The sequence below is a fragment of the Algiphilus aromaticivorans DG1253 genome (assembly GCF_000733765.1).
In the GTDB taxonomy this organism is placed as follows: domain Bacteria; phylum Pseudomonadota; class Gammaproteobacteria; order Nevskiales; family Nevskiaceae; genus Algiphilus; species Algiphilus aromaticivorans.
This window is the reverse complement of sequence record NZ_JPOG01000001.1, coordinates 2,946,302-2,967,617: the sequence shown is the minus strand read 5'-3', so window position 1 is coordinate 2,967,617 and position 21,316 is coordinate 2,946,302. Positions and strand designations below refer to the sequence as shown.

General features: G+C 66.6%; 18 protein-coding genes. 17 read left to right on the top strand and 1 reads right to left on the bottom strand.

Annotated features, from left to right (window positions below; genetic code table 11):
* Nucleotides 1–26 precede the first annotated feature (26 nt).
* The 16 genes from U743_RS13805 to U743_RS13730 all read left to right on the top strand — a co-directional run bounded on the left by U743_RS13805 (nucleotide 27) and on the right by U743_RS13730 (nucleotide 18,587).
* A complete protein-coding gene (locus U743_RS13805) occupies nucleotides 27–1,484 on the top strand; it encodes an adenosine deaminase family protein (RefSeq protein WP_043769042.1) in 1,458 nt (485 codons plus the stop codon).
* A gap of 34 nt (nucleotides 1,485–1,518) precedes the next feature.
* Nucleotides 1,519–3,081: an adenosine deaminase family protein gene (locus U743_RS13800; protein ID WP_052368198.1), complete on the top strand. Its 1,563-nt coding sequence runs from the start codon at nucleotides 1,519–1,521 to the stop codon at nucleotides 3,079–3,081.
* Between the two features lie 10 nt (nucleotides 3,082–3,091).
* Complete coding sequence (locus tag U743_RS13795) at nucleotides 3,092–4,276, top strand: HupE/UreJ family protein (protein WP_052368195.1); 1,185 nt, start codon at nucleotides 3,092–3,094, stop codon at nucleotides 4,274–4,276.
* A 5-nt stretch (nucleotides 4,277–4,281) separates the two neighbouring features.
* On the top strand, nucleotides 4,282–5,151 hold the full coding sequence (locus U743_RS13790) for a S1/P1 nuclease (RefSeq protein ID WP_043772254.1): 870 nt from the start codon (nucleotides 4,282–4,284) through the stop codon (nucleotides 5,149–5,151).
* A complete protein-coding gene (locus tag U743_RS13785; protein ID WP_052368191.1) occupies nucleotides 5,148–6,872 on the top strand; it encodes a bifunctional metallophosphatase/5'-nucleotidase in 1,725 nt (574 codons plus the stop codon). The genes U743_RS13790 and U743_RS13785 overlap by 4 nt, the downstream gene beginning before the upstream one ends.
* A 465-nt stretch (nucleotides 6,873–7,337) precedes the next feature.
* A complete protein-coding gene (locus tag U743_RS13780) occupies nucleotides 7,338–9,722 on the top strand; it encodes a TonB-dependent siderophore receptor (protein ID WP_052368189.1) in 2,385 nt (794 codons plus the stop codon).
* A 30-nt stretch (nucleotides 9,723–9,752) separates the two neighbouring features.
* The gene (locus U743_RS13775) at nucleotides 9,753–10,538 is read left to right on the top strand and encodes a DUF3450 domain-containing protein (protein WP_198022048.1); all 786 of its coding nucleotides are present in this window, start codon (nucleotides 9,753–9,755) and stop codon (nucleotides 10,536–10,538) included.
* Nucleotides 10,539–10,663: 125 nt separating this feature from the next.
* Nucleotides 10,664–11,947, top strand: a complete 1,284-nt coding sequence (locus U743_RS13770; protein ID WP_198022047.1) for a MotA/TolQ/ExbB proton channel family protein — start codon at nucleotides 10,664–10,666, stop codon at nucleotides 11,945–11,947.
* Nucleotides 11,940–12,482, top strand: a complete 543-nt coding sequence (locus U743_RS13765) for a MotA/TolQ/ExbB proton channel family protein (RefSeq protein WP_043769038.1) — start codon at nucleotides 11,940–11,942, stop codon at nucleotides 12,480–12,482. Before U743_RS13770 ends, U743_RS13765 begins: the two co-directional genes overlap by 8 nt.
* Nucleotides 12,475–12,882 carry an ExbD/TolR family protein gene (locus U743_RS13760; RefSeq protein ID WP_043769036.1) on the top strand — a complete coding sequence of 136 codons (408 nt, stop codon included), beginning with the start codon at nucleotides 12,475–12,477 and terminating at the stop codon, nucleotides 12,880–12,882. Before U743_RS13765 ends, U743_RS13760 begins: the two co-directional genes overlap by 8 nt.
* The gene (locus U743_RS13755; protein ID WP_052368187.1) at nucleotides 12,875–13,531 is read left to right on the top strand and encodes an energy transducer TonB; all 657 of its coding nucleotides are present in this window, start codon (nucleotides 12,875–12,877) and stop codon (nucleotides 13,529–13,531) included. The genes U743_RS13760 and U743_RS13755 overlap by 8 nt, the downstream gene beginning before the upstream one ends.
* Before the next feature lie 5 nt (nucleotides 13,532–13,536).
* Nucleotides 13,537–14,778 carry a tetratricopeptide repeat protein gene (locus tag U743_RS13750; protein WP_043769034.1) on the top strand — a complete coding sequence of 414 codons (1,242 nt, stop codon included), beginning with the start codon at nucleotides 13,537–13,539 and terminating at the stop codon, nucleotides 14,776–14,778.
* Between the two features lie 148 nt (nucleotides 14,779–14,926).
* Nucleotides 14,927–15,958, top strand: coding sequence for an adenosine deaminase (gene add, locus U743_RS13745; RefSeq protein WP_052368186.1), 1,032 nt, complete (start codon nucleotides 14,927–14,929; stop codon nucleotides 15,956–15,958).
* Nucleotides 15,958–17,085: a purine-nucleoside phosphorylase gene (locus tag U743_RS13740; protein ID WP_084191557.1), complete on the top strand. Its 1,128-nt coding sequence runs from the start codon at nucleotides 15,958–15,960 to the stop codon at nucleotides 17,083–17,085. The genes add and U743_RS13740 overlap by 1 nt, the downstream gene beginning before the upstream one ends.
* The gene (locus U743_RS13735) at nucleotides 17,078–18,148 is read left to right on the top strand and encodes a purine nucleoside permease (RefSeq protein ID WP_043769031.1); all 1,071 of its coding nucleotides are present in this window, start codon (nucleotides 17,078–17,080) and stop codon (nucleotides 18,146–18,148) included. The genes U743_RS13740 and U743_RS13735 overlap by 8 nt, the downstream gene beginning before the upstream one ends.
* A gap of 4 nt (nucleotides 18,149–18,152) precedes the next feature.
* Nucleotides 18,153–18,587, top strand: coding sequence for a DUF3574 domain-containing protein (locus U743_RS13730; RefSeq protein ID WP_156966447.1), 435 nt, complete (start codon nucleotides 18,153–18,155; stop codon nucleotides 18,585–18,587).
* Between the two features lie 76 nt (nucleotides 18,588–18,663).
* Here U743_RS13730 and U743_RS19325 read toward each other — a convergent pair whose 3' ends face one another.
* On the bottom strand, nucleotides 18,664–18,975 hold the full coding sequence (locus U743_RS19325; RefSeq protein ID WP_198022046.1) for a hypothetical protein: 312 nt from the start codon (nucleotides 18,973–18,975) through the stop codon (nucleotides 18,664–18,666).
* A 27-nt stretch (nucleotides 18,976–19,002) separates the two neighbouring features.
* On the opposite strand from U743_RS19325, the gene U743_RS13725 reads away from it, so the two are divergent.
* Nucleotides 19,003–21,192 carry a TonB-dependent receptor gene (locus U743_RS13725; protein WP_198022045.1) on the top strand — a complete coding sequence of 730 codons (2,190 nt, stop codon included), beginning with the start codon at nucleotides 19,003–19,005 and terminating at the stop codon, nucleotides 21,190–21,192.
* The last annotated feature ends 124 nt before the right edge of the window (nucleotides 21,193–21,316 follow it).

Genomic DNA, 21,316 nt, shown 5'->3' with positions numbered 1-21,316 from the left:
CAGTCCTTCAAGGAGCGAGAAACCTCATGCATTTCCGCAAGTCTTCCGGTGGCTTCCTCGCCACCGCTTCCGCCGCTTTTGCCGCCCTCTGGCTGAGCGGTGCCGCGCAGGCCGCCGACTTCGGCGAGCACTTCGAAACGATCAAGGAACAGGCCAGCGACGAGCAGCTCTACCGTCTGCTCTACGACCTGCCCAAGGGCGGCGACATCCACAACCATCTGGGCGGATCGAGCCGCGCCGAGTGGTGGTTCGAGCTCGCGACCGACACCGAGCGCAACGGCGGCTATGTCTACTACACCAAGACCGCCATCGAGGACTGTCCCGGGCCGCGCTCGGAGCCGGTCGATCCGCGCAACCCCTACCTCATCTACTTCCACACCATCCAGGAATCGACCTACGAGGACCTCAGCGACTGTCAGAAGGCCGAGTACGAGCCGATGGCCGGGCTCGACGACGAGGAAAGGGCGATGTGGCTGTCCAGCCTGCGTCTGGACAAGGAAGGCGAGGGTCGCTACGAGTTCTTCGAGAAGACTTGGCGGCGCATCGGCGAGCTCTTCCGCAACCCCCACATCACCACCGAGCTGCTGGTGGAGAACATGAAGCGCTTCGGCGACGAGGGCGTGCGCTATCTGGAGCTGCAGACCGGCGCCGAAGGCTTCGTCACGCCCGAGGGCGAGCCGATTCCGGTGGAGCGGGGCGTGCAGTACTACGAGGACCGGCTGGCCGAGAAGGACGCCCGCGATACCGGCGTGACGGTGCGCTTCCTCTACACGGTGCTGCGCTTCGCGCCGGACGCCGAGCAGGATCTGCGCGATGCCTATGCCTTCGTCGACGCCCACGATCGCTGGGTGGGCATCAACATGGCCGGGCGCGAGGACAACGACAAGGGCCACCCGCTGCGCTTCCTCGACACCTATCGCGAGATGCGGCGCAAGTACAGCGACGTGCGCCTGTCCATCCATGCCGGCGAGGTTGACGAGCCTTCCAAGCACGTGCGTCAGACGCTGCTGCTCGGCGCCGAGCGCATCGGTCACGGCGTCGACCTGATCACCGATCCGGACACCATGCTGCTGATGCAGGAAGGTCCCTATCTGGTCGAGATCCAGCTCATCAGCAATCAGCTTCTGGAGTACACCGAGGATCTCTCCAGGCACCCCTTCCCGGAATATCTGCGCACGGGCATCCCGGTGAATCTCAATACCGACGATCGCGGCATGTGGGACACCAACATGACCGACGAATACTTCACGGCCATCAAGCATTTCGATCTGAGCTGGGAGGAGGTCGTCGAGATCACGCGCAACGGCATCGCCTACTCCTTCGCGCCGGAGCCCGAGAAGCAACGCATGCTGCGCGAGCTGGACGCGGCGCTGGCGGCCTTCGAGCAGCGCTACGGCGGCAGCGACTGGCAGGCGCCGCTGCAGCGGGTCGAGCCCGAAACCTATACCTACGGCGAGCGGGTCTTCGGCCTGAGCTTTCCCTGACATGCGGCCCACGTCGCGCCATCCGGAGCCATCCATGCCCCATTCGATTTCGTCGTATCCGCTGCGGCGCTGTATCGGCCTCGTCGTTCTCGGCGCCGCGCTGGCGGCTTGCTCATCGGGCGGCGATGCCGAGAAGGCGGCACAGCAGCCACCCGCCGCCAGTGCCAGCGACGAAGCAAGCGCGACCGACGCCGCTGCCGCCAGTGGCAGTGGCTTCACGCCAAGCCCGGACTTCGCCGAACGCTTCGAGGTCATCAAGGATTCGGCCAGCGCCGAGCAGCTCTATCGCTTCCTCTACGACCTGCCCAAGGGCGGTGACCTGCATAACCATCTCGGCGGATCGAACCGGGCCGAGTGGTGGCATGAGGTGGCCGTCGACACCGAGCGCAATGGCGGCTATGTCTACTACACCAAGACATCGATCGCCGACTGCCGCGAAGCCATGCGCCAGCCGGTCGATCCCGGCGAGCCCTACCTGATCTACTACCACACCATCCAGGCCTCGCATTTTGAGTCGCTGAGCGACTGTCGGAAGAGCGAGTACGAGCGGCTGGCCGAGCTCGACGAGGACGAGAAGCGGGAATGGTTGTCGAGCCTGCGCCTGGACCGGGAGGGCGAGGGTCGCTGGGAATTCTTCGAGCGTACCGGCGAGCGCATCGCCGACCTGCGGCGCAACCCCTATATCGTCACCGAGATGCTGGTCGAGAACATGAAGCGCTTCGGCCACGAGGGCGTGCGCTATCTTGAGCTGCAGGCGAGCGCGCGCGGCTTCGTCACCCCCGAGGGCGAGCCCATTCCGCCCGCCGAGGTCGTGCAGATGTACCGCGACCGCATGGCCGAGCCCGACGCGCGGGACACCGGAGTGACGGTGCGCTTTCTCTACACCATCGGCCGCTATCGTCCCGACGCCGAGCAGGATCTGCGCGATACCTACGCCTTCGTCGACAAGTACGACGATCTCTGGGTGGGCATCAACATGGCCGGGCGCGAGGACAACGACAAGGGGCACCCGCTGCGCTTCCTCGAGACCTATCGCGAGATGCGCCGCAAGTACAGTGGCGTGGATCTGGCGATCCACGCCGGCGAGGTCGACGAGCCCTCGGAGCATGTGCGCCAGACGCTGCTGCTCGGTGCCAAGCGCATCGGCCACGGTGTCGATCTCATCACCGACGACGACACCATGCTGCTGATGCGGCACGGCCCCTACATGGTCGAGATCCAGCTGATCAGCAATCAGCTGCTGGAATACACGCCGGATCTGTCGGTCCATCCCTTCCCGGAATATCTGCGTACCGGCATCCCGGTGAACCTCAACACCGACGACCGTGGCATGTGGGACACCAACATGACCGACGAGTACTACACGGCGGTCACCTACTTCGACCTCAGCTGGAAGGAGGTCGTGCAGCTCGGCCACAACAGCCTGCAGCATTCCTTCGCTCCGGAGCCCGTGAAGCAGCGCATGCTGGAGGACTACGCCCGCGAAGTCGCGGCCTTCGAGCAGCGCTACGGCGGCAGCGACTGGCAGAGCCCGCTGGCGTCGGTGCAGGCGGAGACCTACACCTACGGCGAGAGCGAATTCGGCATCTCCTTCTGAGCGGAGCGTCATGCTGACGACGGATACCCCCGGCAAGCGGCAGCGGCTGGCGCGATTGTGGCGCCGGGCGGCCGCGGTGCTGTTGCTGATGGCACCGGCGGTCGTGGCGGCCCACCCGCTCGACTACAGCCATCTGGAGGTCACGCTCGGGCCGGGTCAGACCTGGACCGCCGTCTTCCGCAGCGACCTCACCTCGGTGGTGGGCTCGGCCGAGGCCTACCATGCCCTCGCCGAGGCGGAGGCGGGCGATCCGGCGCGCGCGGCGCTGCGCGCGGAGCTCTTCGAGGGCATCGCCTTCCGCTTCGACGGCCAGCAGGTGGCGCCGGTGGTGCAGGCGGTGCGATTTCCCGAGCTCGACCTGGAAGGCTTCCGCGATTACTGGGAGCGCAAGCGCACGCGCTTCGAGCTGCAGGGGATCATTCCGCGCGGCGCCGAGCACTTCAATCTGTCGGTGGATCCGGAGCTGACGCTGCGCTATCCGCTGGTGCTGGTCACGCGCAATCCCGCCGCCGGCCATCAGCGAACGCGCTGGCTGACCTACGGCGAGGACAGCGATCCGGTGCCGATCGGGGTGGCCGGCGCGGCGGCCGAAGGCGCCGGTGAAGCGGGGGCGGCGCTGCCCAGCAGCGACCCGGTCACCACGGTCATCGGCCGTTTCCTGCACCAGGGCTTCATCCACATCCTGCCGCTGGGTCTCGACCACATCGCCTTCGTGCTCGGCCTCTTCCTCTACAGCGCGCGCTGGAAGCCGCTGCTGGGACAGGTCACCGGCTTCACGCTGGCGCATTCGCTGACCCTGGGCCTGGCGCTCTACGGCCTGGTTTCGCTGCCCGCGCGCTGGGTGGAGATCCTCATCGCGGCCTCCATCGTCTACGTCGCCTTCGAGAATCTGCTCGGGCGCGAGAGCGGCCGATGGCGCTTCGCCGTCGTCTTCGGCTTCGGGCTGCTGCACGGTCTCGGCTTCGCCGGTGCGCTCATGGATCTGGAGCTGACGCGCGGCGAGTTCCTGCCGGCCCTCTTCGGCTTCAATGTCGGCGTCGAGGTGGGGCAGCTCGCCGTGCTCGCGCTGGCCTGGCTGGCCGTGGGCTGGATGCGTCATCGCTCCGGCTACCGGCGCTACGTCGTCGTGCCCGGCTCGCTGCTCATCGGCCTGACCGGTGTCTACTGGGTCGTCGAGCGCGTCTTCTTCTGGTGATCGGCATGCGACGTTTCGGCAAGCGGCAATTGGCCACTCCCCTGCTCCTGCTGCTCTGCGAAGGCGCGGCGGCATGGGGGCAGCTCGGGCACGAGACCGTGGTGTGGATTGCCGTCGAGGCGATGGCTCCGGAGACACTGGAGGCCGCGAAGGCGCTCCTCGATACCGACGAGGCCGGTCTCGTGGCGGCTGCAACCTGGGCCGACAAGGTGCGCGACGACGAAGAAGACGACCGCTGGGCGCACAGCTTCAGCTGGCATTTCGCGAATATCGACATCGATGCGCCCGACATCGAAGCCGCCTGCCATGGGCATCCACCCGTGCCCGCAGGCAAGTGGGCCTCCGAGGCGCCCGCCGAATCCTGCGTCATCGACAAGATTGCGCAGTTCCGCGCCGAGCTGGCCGATCCCGAAGTGCCGGAGCGCGAGCGACGGCTCGCCCTCAAGTTCCTGCTGCACTTCGTCGGCGATCTGCATCAGCCGCTGCATTCGGCCGATGACGGCGACCGCGGCGGCAACGACAAGATCGCCCGGCTGCCCGGCGGCGAGCCGGCGCCGCTGCACTACTACTGGGACACGGTCTTCGTGCCCGCCATCGAGGGTGGCCCGAGCGCGCTCGCCAATGTGCTGGCTGCCGAGGACGCGGTCGTCGACGGCGAGGATGTGCTCGGCACGGACCCGCGCGCCTGGGCGGAGCAGACCTACGCCTTGGGCCGCGGTGCGGCCTACGGCAGCCTCCCGGCGCCCGGCGCCGACGGCATCTATGTGCTGGAGGAAGGCTATCGCCGGCAGGCCGAGTCGATCGCAGTGGTGCAGCTTCAGCGCGCCGGCCGCCGTCTGGCCGCGCTGCTGGATGAGGCGCTGACCGGGTCGTGAGGGTTCGGGATGGGCATCGCCGGGGCGCGCTGCTGCTGGTCGCGCTGCTGATCGCCGGATGCGCCGCGCGCGAGACACTCCCTTCGACTGATGCGGAGCCGGTGACGGTTCAGCTGCTGGCCTTCAACGACTTCCACGGCTACCTGGAGCCGCCCGGCGCGCTGACGCTGCCCGATCCCGGCAACGCGGGTGCGACCGTATCGCTGCCAGCCGGCGGCGCGGCCTGGCTGGCCGGCACGATCGAGAGCCTGCGTGCCGAGCATGTGCGCAGCCTCCTGGTCACCGCCGGTGACATGGTCGGCGCCTCGCCGATGATCTCGGCGCTGTTCGCCGACGAACCCACGATCGAGGCGCTGAATCTGATGGGGCTGGCCTACGCCGCCGTGGGCAATCACGAGTTCGACGAGGGGCCGGCGGAGCTGCGCCGCCTGCAGTCGGGCGGCTGCGCCGATCTGCCGGACAAGCGCAGCTGCGTGGACGGTGATTTCGCGGGCGCGCGCTTCCAGTACCTCGCGGCCAATGTCTTCGAGAAGGGGGCCGAGGACAGCTTCTTCCCGCCCTATGCCATCGAGACGGTGCCGCTGGGGGGCGGCGAGCGTCTGCGCATCGCCTTCATCGGCCTCGTCCTCGAAGGTACCCCCGAGATCGTGAACCCGGAGGCCGTGGCTGGCTTGCGATTCGCCGACGAGGCTGCCACTGCGAATGCCCTCGTGCCGGAGCTGAAAGCCAAGGGTGCCGATCTGATCGTGGCGCTGCTGCACGAAGGTGGTGAAGCCGAGGCGGAAGGCGGGGGCGCCTGCCCGGGATTGCGCGGCGCCGTCGTGCCCATTCTCGACGCGCTGAACCCGGCCGTGGAGATCGTCATCTCCGGGCACACACACGAGCGCTACGTCTGCGAGCGCAACGGCCGGCTGCTCACCAGTGCCGGTTCCTACGGACGCCTGCTGACCCGTATCCGGCTGCAGGTCGATCCTTTGAGCGGAGGCGTGCTGTCCCGCCAGGCCGAGAATCTTCCGGTCATCAACGACACGGCACCGGTGCCGGCCCCTTTCTTGGCCGCTGCGGCCGATCCGCAAGTCGGCGCGCTGGTTGCGCGCTATCGGGATCTGGCTGCGCCCATCGTCGAGCGCGAGGTCGGACGCGTCGCGGGCGATCTGACGCGCGCGACCGACGACGCTGGCCAGTCGTCGCTTGGCGCCTTGATTGCGGATGCGCTGCTGGCCGCGATGTCCGGCCATGACCCGGACTTCGCAGTGCTCGGCTCCGGCGGCATCCGTGATGATCTGCTGGTGGGGGCGTCCGGCGTTGTCCGCTTCGGTGCGCTGAAGCAGGTTCTGCCCTTCGGTGATCAGGTCGTGCTCCTGGAACTGACGGCTGCGCAACTGCGCGCGCTGCTCGCCCGGCAATGGCGGGCCGACGGCAGCCGGCACCTGCTGCAGGTCTCGCGCGGTCTGGAATATGCCTGGCGCGGAAACGCCGATGCGGCGGATGCGCTGATCCCTGGCTCGATCCGGGTGGGCGGCGAGCCGCTGCGCGAGGATGCGCGCTACCGGGTTGTCACGAGCAGCTTCCTCGCCGGCGGTGGTGACGGCTTCGAGGTCTTGGAGGCCGCACCCCGTCTCGCTCGCGGCCCCGGCGATATTGAGGCCGTTACCGCCTACCTGCGGGCCGAAGCTCCACGCGCAGTGCCGGATCGCGATCGCGTGCAGAGGATGCCCTAGCGCGCCGTCGCGGCATGCGGGCTCGCCGCTCATGCCGCGCCGCAGGGCCGCCGATCCCCTGGCCGCTGTCCGATCGCTTCGGACGGCGACAGACTGAGGTCTCGGAGCCGTCGCTCCTGGTCGCAGCACCACCGGCGCTCTGCGTAAGACCGATGTTGACGCCAGCGTCAATCTTTTCGGCTGTCCCGGCTCCAATCCGAAGCAGCGCTGCACATTCCTTGTGCAATTGCACACAACGTTGAACACAACGGTGCTTCTTTCGTGCTGCAACGCAGTAATAATCCGAAAAAATACTTTTAAAACAGATGGATGAGCATCTGGCACGGCCGTTGCTTTCTAGTACCCCGGACACCGTCACTCACCGTCTCTGACACGGGCGCTCGATGGTGCAGCTCGACTATCAGCTAACAGGGGTACGAAATGGGGATTTCACGGATACACGGCCATCGAGGCCGCAAAGGGGCGGTGCAGCGATTCCTTCTGACGGCGCTCTTGGCGCTGCCCTTCGCCGCCGGAGCCCAGGAAGCCGAGGCAGAAGCAGAAGGTGAAGAGGATGTCAGCGAGATGCAGGAATACGTCACCACCGAGCAGGTGCAGGACGATCTGAGCATCATTCCCAGCGAGCCGGTGGACTCGATCTTCGGAACGGGCAAGTCGCTACTGGAAACGCCGCGCTCGGCGACTTCCATCAGCGCCGAGCTGCTCGACCAGTACGGCGCCGAGGACATCAACGACCTGGTGAAGTTTTCGCCGGGCACCTACACCAGCTCCTTCTTCGGGGTCGCCGGCAGTCTCGACGTGCGCGGCTCGCCCGCGGACACCTACTTCCGCGGCATGAAGCGCATCGAGAATCCCGGCAACTACCCGACCCCCATCGCGGCCTCGGATCGCGTCGATGTCGTGCGCGGCCCGTCGTCACCGATCTTCGGGCCGGGCAAGGTCGGCGGTTATCTGAACTTCATCCCGAAATCCGCCCGCGCCGAAACCGGACGCTATCTGAACAATCCGGCGGGCAGCCTCTCCACGACGCTGGGCTCCTACGGCAAGTTCATCACCAGCGCCGAAGTCGGCGGCCCGGTCACGGTGGCCGGCAACACCGGCGGCTACTTCGTCTACGGCATGGTCGAGGATTCGGGAAGCTACTACCGCCACAGCTTCCAGGATCAGATCATCCTGCAGTCGACCTTCGATTTCGACATCTCCGAGCGCACCCGCATCACCTTCGGTCAGCAGTACCAGCGCTACGAAGGGACCGAGATCGCGGGCTGGAACCGCATCACCCAGGACCTGATCGACAACGGCACGTATCTCGCCGGTCAGCCGGAGGTGCAGATCGCCTCCGGGGACGCGATGACGCCGCAGGAGATTCTTGACGCCGGCAACCTCTTCGCCTTCAGCCCCTGCTGCGGCAATGGCGGCGATCTCGGACCCCAGTTCGCGCTGGACCCGGCGACCGTGCGCGAGGTGCAGCTGTCGCCGCATCAGGTGCTGGTCGATGTCGACGACGGCATCGAGTCGGATAGCGCGGCCTTCTTCTTCGACATCATCACGAATCTGTCGCCGAATCTGACGCTGAAGAACAAGACCTTCGTCGACTATCTCAACCGCAGCAAGACGGCCTCCTACGCCTTCTCGCAGGAGAACAACGCGCTGTCGGTGGAGAACAAGTTCATCCTGGAGCACACCGCCGACTTCGGCTGGATGAGCGCCAGCAGCGCCATCGCGCCGGCCGTGCGCTTCTATCGCGCCGAGGACAAGAGCGATACCGAGTGGGAGTACCTCGATCGGCGCGACCTGACCCTGCCGGAAGGCACGCCCAACGACCGCGTGGTTACTTCGCTGAATGATTCCTCGGTCAATCCCTGGAACAACTTCCACACCTCGACCTTCTGGAATCCGAGCGTCGCGCTGCTCACGGATCTGACCTTCTTCGACGATCTGCATGTGCTCCTCGGCTGGCGCTACGACTACATCGACCTGGAAGCGGTCGAGGACGAGCGTGTCGATGCCGATGGCGACGGCCTGCCCGACGGTAGCGGGCGCCTTCTTCAGGACGAGTACAAGGCGGGTTCCTACAACGTCAGCATCAGTTACGACCTGCCCTTCGGCCTGCGCCCCTACTTCACGGCCTCGGAGCAGAGCACGCTGATCACCAACCAGACCGGCGGTGTCTCGCCCGATGCCATCGAATCGGGCGCGCTGGACGACTCGACACTGCGCGAGTTCGGCATCAAGGGCAGCTTCTTCAATGGCCGGCTCTACATGAGCCTCGCCGACTACGAGCAGAAGCGCAGCAGCTTCAGCACCCAGACGCTCACGGTGCTGGCCACCAAGGGCACGGGTCAGGAGCTGGAAGTGCGCTGGGTGCCCACCGACAACCTCAGCTTCACCGGCGCGCTGACCAAGCAGGAGACGGTCTACGACCCGGCCAATCCGCGCTTTGTCTTCGCCAGCCCGGCGCTGAGCGGCTTCGATCCGGCTCAGCAGTACGGCGGCACGATCGGCACCACCCTGACCGGCGAGATCGCCCGCGAGCGCGTCGGCGTGCCCGAGTACGTCGCCAGCCTGTTCGGCAACTATCGCTGGAACAACTGGAACGGATCGCTGGGCGTCAGCTACTACGACGACACCTTCTCCGGTGCCGGCAAGACCGTGAAGCTCCCAGAGGCCTACCTGGTGACGGGTTCGGTCGGCTACACACGGGGCGCCTGGAGCGCCAAGGCCACCGTCAACAACGCCCTCGACGAGCGCTACTTCCGCTCGCTCTTCCCCGACATCTTCGGCGACGTCGTCGTGCTCCCCGAGCTTCCGCGGACCTTCGAGTTCCGGGTTCGCTACGACTTCGGCTGATCGTCACCCCACTACAGGAGGACCTCCATCGTGCGGTTTCCCAGAGGCATCCAATCAATCATCCGGCCGTTCACGGCAGTCGTTCTCGCGACGGCTGCCGTCGGGCCGGCCTTCCCCGACGACCTCGACAGCGCCAGGAACATGCAGGAGTCGATCGACGACGCGGGGCAGCAGACGCAGCGCCGCATCGACGAGCTGTCGGAGCAGGCGCAGGCCATGCTCTCCGAGTACCGCAACGCGCGGGAGGAAGCGCGCAGCCTGAAGACCTACAACGATCAGCTCGAGCGCCTCGTCGCATCCCAGAGCGAAGAGATCGAATCGATGCAGGAGCAGATCGGCACCATCGACGAGACGCAGCAGGAGTTCGTTCCGTTGATGCTGCGCGCACTGGATGCCCTCGAGACCTTCGTCGAGCGCGATATTCCCTTCCTGCCGGAGAAGCGCGAGAGCGATATCGCCGAGCTGCGTGAGGTGATGGACCGCGCGGATGTCTCCACCGCCGAGCGTTTCCGCCAGATCATGGCGACCTATCAGGACGAGATGGAGTACGGCCGCACCATCGAGACTTATCGCGGCAAGCTCGAACTCGACGGCAGCGAACGCTCCGTGCGCTTCCTGCGCGTCGGTCGGGTCGCTCTGATGTACCAGACCCTCGACGGCCAGCGCACCGGCCGCTGGAATCCGATGAGCGATTCCTGGGAGCCCCTGGAGAGCGACTATCGCGCGGCCATGGAGCAGGGGCTGAGCATCGCTTCCGAGCAGGCGCCACCGGATCTGCTGCGCGTGCCGCTTTCCGTGCCGGAGGCATCGCAATGAGCCGCCACCCAATCCTCCCCCGCAAGACTTCCGCCATGCGCATTTCCTCCTGTCTGCTCCTCGCAGGCGCCGTTCTCGCCAGCGCCGCCACCCCCTTCTCCTCAGCCCGGGCCCAGGAGGGCAGCATGGGGACGCTCCTGCAGGAGCTGCGTCAGGCTCGGGCGCAGGAAGCCGAGCGCGATCGCGAGCGCATCGAGGAATTCCTCGAGCGCACGGAAGAGCGACAGGCGATGCGCGACCAGGCGGTCGCCGAGCGCAACGCTGCGCGCGCCCGTCGGGACGAGCTTCAGGCAGCCTTTGACGCGAACGAGGAATCGCTGGCCGAGCTGGAGACCGAACTCGAGCAACGTACCGGCGAATTCGGCGAGGTCTTCGGCGTCATCCGCCAGGTTGCCGGCGATGCCCGCTCGACGATTCGCTCCTCGCTGATCTCGAGCCAGTATCCGGAGCGCCTGGAACGCCTGCAGACGCTGGCCAGCAGTGACCGGCTGCCCTCCATCGGGCAGATCGACTGGCTGTGGACGACCATGCTGGAAGAAATGGTCGCCACCAGCGAGGTTGCCAGCTACGAGGCCGAGATCATCCAGGCCGACGGTGAGGCCACCCAGGCCGACGTGACCCGCGTCGGGCCCTTCAACGCGATGGTCGGCGAGCGCTTCCTGCAGTTCACGCCCGAGACACAGGAGCTGTCGATGCTGCCGCGCCAGCCCGACGGTCGCTGGCAGTCGCTCGCAGGGAATGTCGCGGAAGCCGACCCTGGTACGCGCCTTGTCAGCGGCGTCGTCGACCCCTCGCGCGGCGCCGTGCTCGGCCTGCTGATCCAGAAGCCGAATCTGCTGGAGCGCATCCAGCAGGGCAAGCTGGTTGGCTATGTCGTGCTCTTCATCGGCCTCGTGGGCCTGCTCATTGCGCTGGAGCGCTTCGTGTCGCTGGGCCGCATCGAGCGGCGCATACGCCTGCAGCGCAAGGACATCGAGCATCCGAACACCGAGAACCCCCTCGGCCGCGTTCTGACGGCTTACTACGAGAACCAGGACGTCGATACCGAGACGCTGCAGCTCAAGCTCGACGAGGCGATCCTCGCCGATGCCCCGCCGCTGGAGCGCGGGCTGTCGACGGTCAAGATCCTCGCCGCGGTGGCGCCCCTGCTCGGCCTGCTCGGCACGGTGGTCGGCATGATCGCGACCTTCCAGGCGATCACGCTCTTCGGCACCGGCGATCCCAAGCTGATGGCCGGCGGCATCTCGCAGGCGCTGGTCACCACCGTGCTCGGCCTCGTCGTGGCCGTTCCGCTGATTCTCCTGCACAGCATCCTGGCCGGGCGCAGCCGCAAGCTCATCCAGACCCTGGAGTATCAGGCCAGCGGCATCGTCGCCCAGCATGCGGAGAAGGCGCACGGCCATGCATGAGCTGAACCTCCTCATCTCCCGGATGCAGGACTTCATGGCCGCCGGCGGTGATGTCCTGTGGGTGATCCTCTTTCTCACGGGCCTGCTCTGGGCGCTGATCTTCGAACGGATCTGGTATTTCCGCTTCCAGCATCCGCGACAGCTGGAGCAGGTGACGGCGGCCTGGCGGGAGCGCGCGGACAAGCGCTCCTGGTACGCCACCCGCATCCGCGAGGCCTGGATCTCCGAGATCGAGCTGGATCTCCAGCGCTTCATCCCGCTGCTCAAGACGGTGATCGCGGTGCTGCCGCTGGTCGGGCTACTGGGCACCGTCACGGGCATGGTCCAGGTCTTCGACGTGCTCGCGGTGATGGGTACCGGCAATCCCAGGGCCATGGCCAGCGGCGTCTCCGCGGCGACGATTCCCACCATGGCCGGCATGGTCGCGGCCCTTTCCGGGCTCTACTTCAGCGTGCGCCTGGAGCGCCAGGCCCACCTCCGGGCCCAGATCGTTGCCGACCGCATCTCATTCTTCGACGAGACTTCCAATGCGTAGCCGTTACAGCGCCACCTCTCAGCAGGAAGAAGCTGACGTCAACATGACGCCGATGCTGGACATCGTCTTCATCATGCTCATCTTCTTCATCGTCACCACCTCCTTCGTCAAGGAGACCGGTATCGAGGTGATTCGCCCCTCTGCCGACACGGCGGAGCAGCAGGAAAAGGCGAACATCCTCATCGGTATCCGCGAGAACGGCGAGATCTGGATCGACCGGCGGCAGGTGGAGGTCCAGGCCGTGCGCGCCAGTGTCGAGCGCATGCTCGCGGAGAACCCCGAGGCCGGGGTGGTCGTGGTCGCGGACCGGGCAGCGGATACCGGCACGCTCATCGAGGCCATGGATCAGGCGCGTCTTGCCGGCGCGAGCAACATCTCGATCGCCGCGGAAAATGAATAGAAAGAACTTCCTACGCGGGCTTCTGCCCGTCGCGGGCGGGATCTTCGTCGCCTGTGCGCTCTTCCTGATCATGATGACCATGATCAGCTCGCACGACGCAGGGCTGGAGGAGGCCGACGAACAGGCCTCGATCAACTTCATCCGCTTCGACCGCGATCAGCAGGAGACCCGTACACGCGATCGACGCGAGCCGCCCGACGAGCCCGACCCGCCCGACGACCCGCCGCCGCCACCCGATGACGCGGCCTCCGTTGTCGATCAACCTCAGGCCAACATGCCGCAGATGGATATGCCGAATGTGGATGTCCCCACCAACATCGACGGCGGCCCCTACCTCGGTGAATTCGCCGCCGGCGGCGGATCCGGCATGGGTGGCATCGACACCGAGGCGGTTGCCACGGTGCGGGTGCCTCCGAACTACCCGCGACGTGCCAGGCAGGCGAAGCTCGAGGGCTACGTGACCATGGAGTTCACGATCCGCGCGGACGGCTCGGTGACCGACATCGAGGTCGTCGATGCCGAGCCGGGGCGCATCTTCAATGATTCGGCGGTGCACGCCCTGTCGCGCTGGAAATTCGAGGCCAAGTCCGTGGGTGGCGAGAAGGTCGCGCGCCGGGCGCGTCAGACCATCCGCTTCAATCTGGAGTAGATCCGATGAAGAGATCTTGTCGGCGGAAAACCTTCCTGCGGCACGCCCTGCTGCTTGTCCTGCTGCTGCCGGGCACGCACCTCCACGCGCAGTCCGATGACGAAGCCCCCAAGCTGGCGCAGTCCACCTACAACACGCTCACGGATGCCCGCGAGCAGATGGGCGAGGACCGCTACGACGACGCGCTGCAGGCCATGCGCGAGCTGCTCTCCGGGCTTGAGGACCGCGACTACGATCGCGCGGTGACGCTGCAGACCATGGCCTATGCCCACCTGGGCAAGAATGACTACGGCGCGGCCATCGAGAGCTTTCGCGAAGCGCTGGCGCTGGAGATCCTGCCGGAAGAACCCCAGCAACAGGTGCTTCGCACGCTGGCCAGTCTCTATGCGGGCGAGGAAAGGCTGCGCGAGGCGCGCGACACGCTGCGACGCTGGTTCGAGGGGGCCGATTCGCCGGGTGCCGATGATTACGCGCTGCTCGGCAACATCCACGCCCAGCTCGAGGAATACGGCGCCGGTATCGAGGCGCTGCGCAAGGCCATCGAGCTGGAGGACCAAGCCAACGAGTCCTACTACCAGCTGTTGCTCGCGCTCTACTTCGAAGCCGGGCGCTATTCGGAAGCCGCGAGCACCCTGGAGCGCATGGTGCGGCTCTGGCCGGACAAGGTGAACTACTGGCAGCAGCTCGCCAGCATTTACATCAATCTCGATCGGCACGAGGAGGCGCACGCGATCCTCCGGGTGGCGCACCGCCGCGGTCTGCTCGAGGAGGAAGACGAGCTGATGAATCTGGTGCGTCTCGCCTTCAGCATCGAGCTTCCCGACCACGCCGCGCGCGTGCTGGAAGACGAGATGGCGGCCGGACGCATTCCCGAGACGGCGCGCAACCTGGAGATGCTGGCCGAGGCCTGGGCCAGTGCCCGCGAGCGCGACAAGGCGATCGCCACCTACCAGCGTCTCGCCGAGATGACCGGCAGCGGCAAGTACGAGCTGCGCCAGGCGCGTCTCTACATGGAGGACAACGCCTGGGCCGAGGTCGCGCGCAGCGCCGAGGCGGCGCTGAACCGCGGCGGGCTCGATTCGCCCGGTCGCGCCTGGATGCTGCTCGGCATGGCGCATGTCGAGCGCGAGAATTTTGATCAGGGCCTGGAGGCGATGCGGCGTGCCGCCGATTACGGCGATACGGCGCAGCGCGCCCGGCAATGGATCGCTCACGTCGAACGCCGGCAGGAGGACGCCGGATCATGAAGCGCGGGGTGGGGGCATCGGCAGCCCCCGGTCAGACACGGCGTCCCTCTCCACGCCCATTCTGTGCCCCCTCCCCGTGCTCGATGATCCCGCGCCCTCTGCCGGCAGGAGGTTGTGGCGACTCCCTCACATCATGCGGAGAAGAGCTGTGCGCTACGAGGATTACCTGAGACGCGTTCCCAAGGCCGAGCTGCACTGTCATTTCGAAGGCACGGTGCGGCCGGCGACCTTCGCCGAGTTGGCCCGCAAGCACGGCGTGGCGCTGCCCACGCAGGAGGTCGACGCACTCTACGCGTACGACACCATTGAGGAGTTCCTGAAGATATTCGGGCTCGTCTCGACCACCATCATCGATCGCGACGACTTCGCGCGCGTGGCCTACGAGTCCCTGGCCGACGGCCAGAGCCTGGGCAACCTCGTCTACCGCGAGATGTTCTTCAACCCGACGCTGCACACGCGCCGCGGCATCGCCTACGAGACGGTGGTCGACGGCATCGTCGACGGTATCCGCCAGGCGCGACACGATCTCGGCGTCGACTGCCGGCTCATTGCGGATGTCTATCGCCAGGACGATCCGGCCGAGGCCCTGGCGATGGTCGAGCAGGTGCTGGCGCATCGGCCCGACGAGCTCATCGGCTTGGGCATGGACGGTGCGGAGGCGCCCGATCCCCCCGAGCGCTTCGTCGCAGCCTATCGCGCCGCCCGCGCCGGCGGGCTGCGCCTGACCAGTCATGCCTGCGAGGACGCACCGCCGCAGAACATCCGTACCTGCCTGGACCTGCTCGGCTGCGAGCGCATCGATCACGGTTATCACATCCTCGATGATCCGGCGCTGGTGGCGCGCGCCCGCGATGAAGGGCTGGTCTTCACCTGCTGTCCCACGGCCACCGCCACCGTCTACGGCTGGCGTGATCTGGGTACGCACCCGATCCGCGGCATGGTCGCGAGCGACCTGCGGGTGACGCTGAATTCCGACGATCCGACCATGTTCCATACCGACATCGGCAAGGAGTTCGTCGATCTGTGCACGGCCCTCGACTATGGCCCGGCACAGGTTCGCCGCTTCTGCCTGGAATCGGTCGACGGCAGCTGGCTCGACGACGGCGAGAAACGCGCCCTGCGCGTGCGTTTCAATGCCCAGCTCGACGCCCTCGACGCCGAGCTCGGGGAGGTGGCCTGATGCGCGCCTGCCCAACGTCTTGTCGTCGCCTGGCATGGGCGGCTGCGCTGTCCCTCGCGCTGGCGGGCTGCGGCACGCCGGAAGCGCCTGCCGGGGGTGGCGACGCCACCGACGGGAAGGCCGAGCCGCTGGAGGTCCGCGCCGTGGTCGTGACGATGTTCGAGATCGGGGATCTCGGCGGCGACGAACCCGGCGAATTCCAGCTCTGGAAGGAGCGGGAAGGGCTCGACACGGTCTACCCCATGCCCGCCGCCTACAGCGATGTGCATGCGGACCCGGAGCGGGGCCTCATCGCCGTGATCACCGGCATCGGCACGGCGAACGCCGTCTCCACCATCACCACCCTCGGTCTGGATCCGCGCTTCGACCTGTCCAATGCCTACTGGCTCGTCGCCGGCATCTCGGGTGGCGACCCGGCGGACACCTCGCTCGGCTCGGCGGTCTGGGCCGATCATCTGGTCGATGGCGATCTCGCCTACGAGCTCGATGCGCGCGAGATCCCGGAGAGCTGGCCCACCGGCTACGTACCGCTGCGCGCGAGCGAGCCCTACGAGACGCCGAAGCCCGAGGAGAATATGGCCGAGAACCAGCACTTCCGGCTCGACGCCGGGCTGGTCGACTGGGCCTATGCGCTGACCAAGGATGTCGCCATCCCCGACGATGAGGCGATGGCCGCCTTTCGCGAGCGCTTCGATCAGGAGGCCGCGCGCCGGCCACCGCGCGTCATGCGCGGAGATCATCTTGCCGCCATGACCTTCTGGCACGGCCCGCTGCTCAACGATTGGGCCAATGACTGGGTTGCCTACTGGAGTGGCGGCGAAGGCGAATTCGTGACCTCGGCAATGGAGGATACCGGCACGGCGCTGGCGCTCAGCCGGCTCGGCGAGGCCGGGCTGGTGGACCCGCAGCGCCTGCTCGTGCTGCGCACGGTCAGCAACTTCACGCTCGGACCGCCGGGGGTCGATGCGGCCGAGAGCCTGGCCGGCGAGCAGGCCGGTTATTCGGGCATGCGCTCTGCGCTGGAAGCCGCCCACGGTGTCGGCAGCCGGGTGGTCGAAGTCCTCGTCGATGACTGGGATCGCTATCGCGACGCATTGCCGGGAGATAGGGGATCAACCGATGACTAGGGCGCGCGTGGGACTGCTTCTGGCTTGCCTGTCGATCCCGGTGCCGTCTGCCTGGTCCGCGGGCGCCACCGAGCCGATGCCGGTCAAGCTCGTGATCGTCAGCATGTTCGAGGTCGGCGCCGACAGCGGCGACACGCCGGGCGAGTTGCAGCTGTGGAAGCAGCGCCTCGGTCTCGACACGGTCTATCCGCTGCCGGCGGCACATCATGATGTCGTTGCCGATCCCGATGCGGGCGTGATCGCCACCGTCACCGGACAGGGCACGGCGCGTGCGGCGGCCTCCATCATGGCGCTTGGCAGTGACCCGCGCTTCGATCTGTCGCAGGCCTACTGGCTGATCGCCGGCATTTCCGGCGTCGATCCCGCCGTCACCACAGTGGGCAGTGCGGTCTGGACGGACTGGGTGGTAGACGGCGATCTGGCCTATCGCATCGACGCCCGCGAGATTCCCTCCGACTGGTCGACCGGCACGATCCCCTACGGTCGCGATGTGCCGTTCGAGCCGCCCCGGCCGGACGATCAGGCCCGAGTCTGGCAGCTCAATCCGCAGCTTCTCGAATGGGCCTACGCGCTGACCCGCGACACCGAATTGCAGGATACCGAGGCGATGCAGGCGCTGCGCAGCCGCTACCGCCACGAGGGTCACGAGGCGGCGCGCGGCGCCCCTTCGGTGACGGTCGGAGCCAATCTCTCGGCGACTTCCTACTGGCACGGCGCGCTGCTCAACCGCTGGGCGCGCGAGTGGATCGCCTACTGGAGCGACGGACAGGCGCGCTTCGCGACCTCGGCGATGGAGGACTCCGGAACGATGCAGTCACTGGACTATCTCGACCGCGCCGGACGCGTGGATGCGGATCGCGTGCTGATCCTGCGCACCGGCAGCAACTTCACCGTGCAGCCGAGCGATCTCAGCGCCGCGCAGAACCTCGCGCGTGACGAGGAGGGCTATTCCGCCTACCTCCCCAGTCTCGAAGCCGCCTTCGCGGTGGGCAACCAGGTCGTGTCGGCCCTGCTGGCCGATTGGTCGCGCTACCGCGACAGCCTGCCTTCTGCAGAGGAGTAAGGGCGTGAAGCCTGCCGCCGGTTGTTGCCGGACGGTGATGCTGATGGCTGTCGTCGGCATGCTCGCCGCCTGCAGCGCTATGCCGGGTCACGAGCTTCCGGCCTGCTCACCCGGCGCGGCCATGCAGAAGCACGAGTTGTACTTCGGCCTCACGCAGCGCGGTGGCGAGCGTATCGACGATGCGCAATGGCGCGACTTCCTCGCCAGCGAGGTCACGCCGCGCTTTCCCGAAGGCCTGACCGTGCTCGACGCACGCGGGCAGTGGCGTGATCGCGACGGCGGCGCCATCATCCGCCAGCCCTCGCGCGTGCTTGTCGTGTTACGGGCCGACACGCGGGAGGCGGCCGCGGCGCTGGCCGATGTCCGCACCGCCTATCGCGAGCGCTTCGCGCAGCAATCCGTGCTGCTGGTATCGGCGCCTGTCTGCGCCGACTTCTGATCGCTTTCCGGGGTCGGCGGCTTGAACGCCCGATGGGGTGTCGCCCGGTGCGGCGATGCAGCGCGCCTTGCCGGCACTACATGTATGCATCGTTGCATTCATAGGAGGCGATGCACCGCCGGAAGGCAGCCGAGTTTTTTAACAAAACCATAAAAATCAACAGCTTGAAATATGGCATGGCTGTTGCTTCCCGAACGTGTAGCGATAAAACATTCCCAACAACTCGGGCACGGAAAGGGGTAATCCAATGGGGCAGATCGGCAGAAGTAGCGGAAGCGGCAGATCCACCGGTAGCGAGGACGGCAGTTTCGGCTGCGAACTTGCCGTGTCCGAAATCGGACGGGCATCGCGCTTGGCCGCTCGTGGAGCACGGCGCTTCCTCACTCATGGTGCGCTCCTGGCATTGCTTGCAGGCATGTCGATGCCGCTGCATGTGGCGATGGCGCAGGAAGACGGTGCCAGTGCGCCGGAAGCCGAGGAACAGCCGGCTCGCTCGCAGCTGGAGGAAATGACGGTAACCGCCTCGCGCAACGAGGAAAGCGTCAAGGAAGTCCCGATCTCGGTGACGACGGTTCCGCAGCAGCAGATCGAGGCACTGAGCTCGGATGGCAGCGATATCCGGAATCTTTCCGGCAGCACGCCCAGCCTGGTGGTCGAATCCTCCAACGGCCGAAGCCTGCCGCGCTTCTACATCCGCGGCTTCGGCAATACGGATTTCTCGACCTTCGCTTCGCAGCCGGTCGGACTGGTCTACGACGACATCCAGCTGTCGAATCCGGCGCTGAAGAGCTTTCCGGCCTTCGATCTGGCCAGCATCGAGGTGCTGCGTGGTCCGCAGGGCTCGCTCTTCGGGCGCAACACGCCGGCGGGTGTCGTCAAGCTCGAATCGGCCAAGCCGGTGCTGGGCACTCAGGAAGGCTACTTCAGCATGTCCACCGGCACCTACAACAGCAACAATTACGAGATGGTCTACAACGCCCCCATCGGCAACGACATGGCGGTGCGCTTCTCGGCCATCTCGCAGAACCGCGACGACTGGGTCGACGACACCTTCAAGGATGTGAAGGACGAGTACGGCGGCTACGCCGATCGCGCCTTTCGCACGCAGCTGCTCTACGATCCGGCCGACTCCGGCTTCCGCGCGCTGCTCAATGTTCACGGTCGGGACCTCGACGGCACCGCGCGTCTGTTCCGCGCCTTCACGGTCCTGCCGGGCAGCAACGATCTGGCGCCGGGCTTCGATATCGAGAAGGTCGCCATGGATGCCCGCAACGAGCAGGCGCTCAAGAGCCTCGGCGCCAACGCGCGTATGAGCTGGGACTTCGACAATGTCACCCTGTACTCGATCACCGGCTACGAGGGCATCAACCACTACTTCAGCCGCGGCGATATCGACGGCGGCTTCTCGAACGGCGAGGAGGGGGCGACGGCCTTCCCGGTGGAAACCTCCGGCCAGGTGGACGATCTGCGCCAGATCACGCAGGAGCTTCGCCTCGCCTCGAATGACGGCGGCTTCCTCGACTGGCAGGCCGGCATCTATTACTTCGACGAATCGGTGACCGGTACGGGCCGGACCTACGGCTCGCCATCGGGGCCGGTCAGCAACTTCACGCGCAACACGCAGGAGACGCAGTCGCTCGCCGGCTTCGCGGCCGTGGACATCGCGCTGACCGAGCGCCTCAAGACCAAGCTCGGCGCGCGCTACACCTGGAACGACAAGAGTTTCCAGGTGGACGAGACCTTCAACACCGATTTCGTCGGGCCGCGCTCGGACAGCGACGACAGCAGCAAGTTGAGCTGGGATGCCAGCCTGAGCTATGCGCTGACGCCGCAGGTCACGACCTACGGGCGCATCGCCACCGGTTTCCGCGCGCAGAGCTATGCCGCGCCCGACCAGAACCTGCCCATCACCATCGCCGAGCCCGAGGAGATGATCTCCTACGAGGCCGGCTTCAAGTCCGAGCTGCTGGACAATCGCCTGCGCCTGAACGCCAGCGCCTACTACTACGAGGTCGACGGCCAGCAGCTCACCGCTGCCGGTACCGAGGACAACATCCTGCGGCTGCTCAATGCGGACACGACCATCGGTCAGGGCCTGGAACTGGATCTCTGGGCGCATGTCACCGAGCAGCTGCTGGTCACCTTCGGTGCCAGCTACAACGACACCGAGCTCGACGACCCCGACCTGGCCGTGAACGGCTGCGGCAGTGCCGGTTGCACGAACCTCGATCCGGAGACGGACGACGGGCTCTTCCTGATCGACGGCAACCCGCTGCCGAGAGCGGCCAAGTACATCGCCAACACCACCGCCCGCTACGACATCCCGATGGGCGACGGTGACGGCTTCTACATCTTCGGCGATCTGTCCTACACCGGTGAATACAACTACGGGCTCACCGAGTCCATCGAGCTGAAGTCGAACCCGCTGCTGCTGGCCGGTCTGCGTGTCGCCTACACCTGGGACTACGGCAAGTACGAGGTGGCCGGCTTCTGCCGCAACTGCACCGACGAGGTCGAGGCCCTGGGTGCGGTCGCCATCAACAACATGGCCGCGCTCGTCAACGAGCCGCGCATCATCGGCGCGAATTTCAAGATGCAGTTCTAGAGGTCGTGTGAGGAAGCGGCGGGTGCCCGGCGACAGGCCGGGCGCCTGTTCGCCTCTTGATCCCCCCTTAGCCCCGTTTGCGTCGCTTGCATCCGACGCCCCGCCGTCGCCGGCAGGCCGCGCA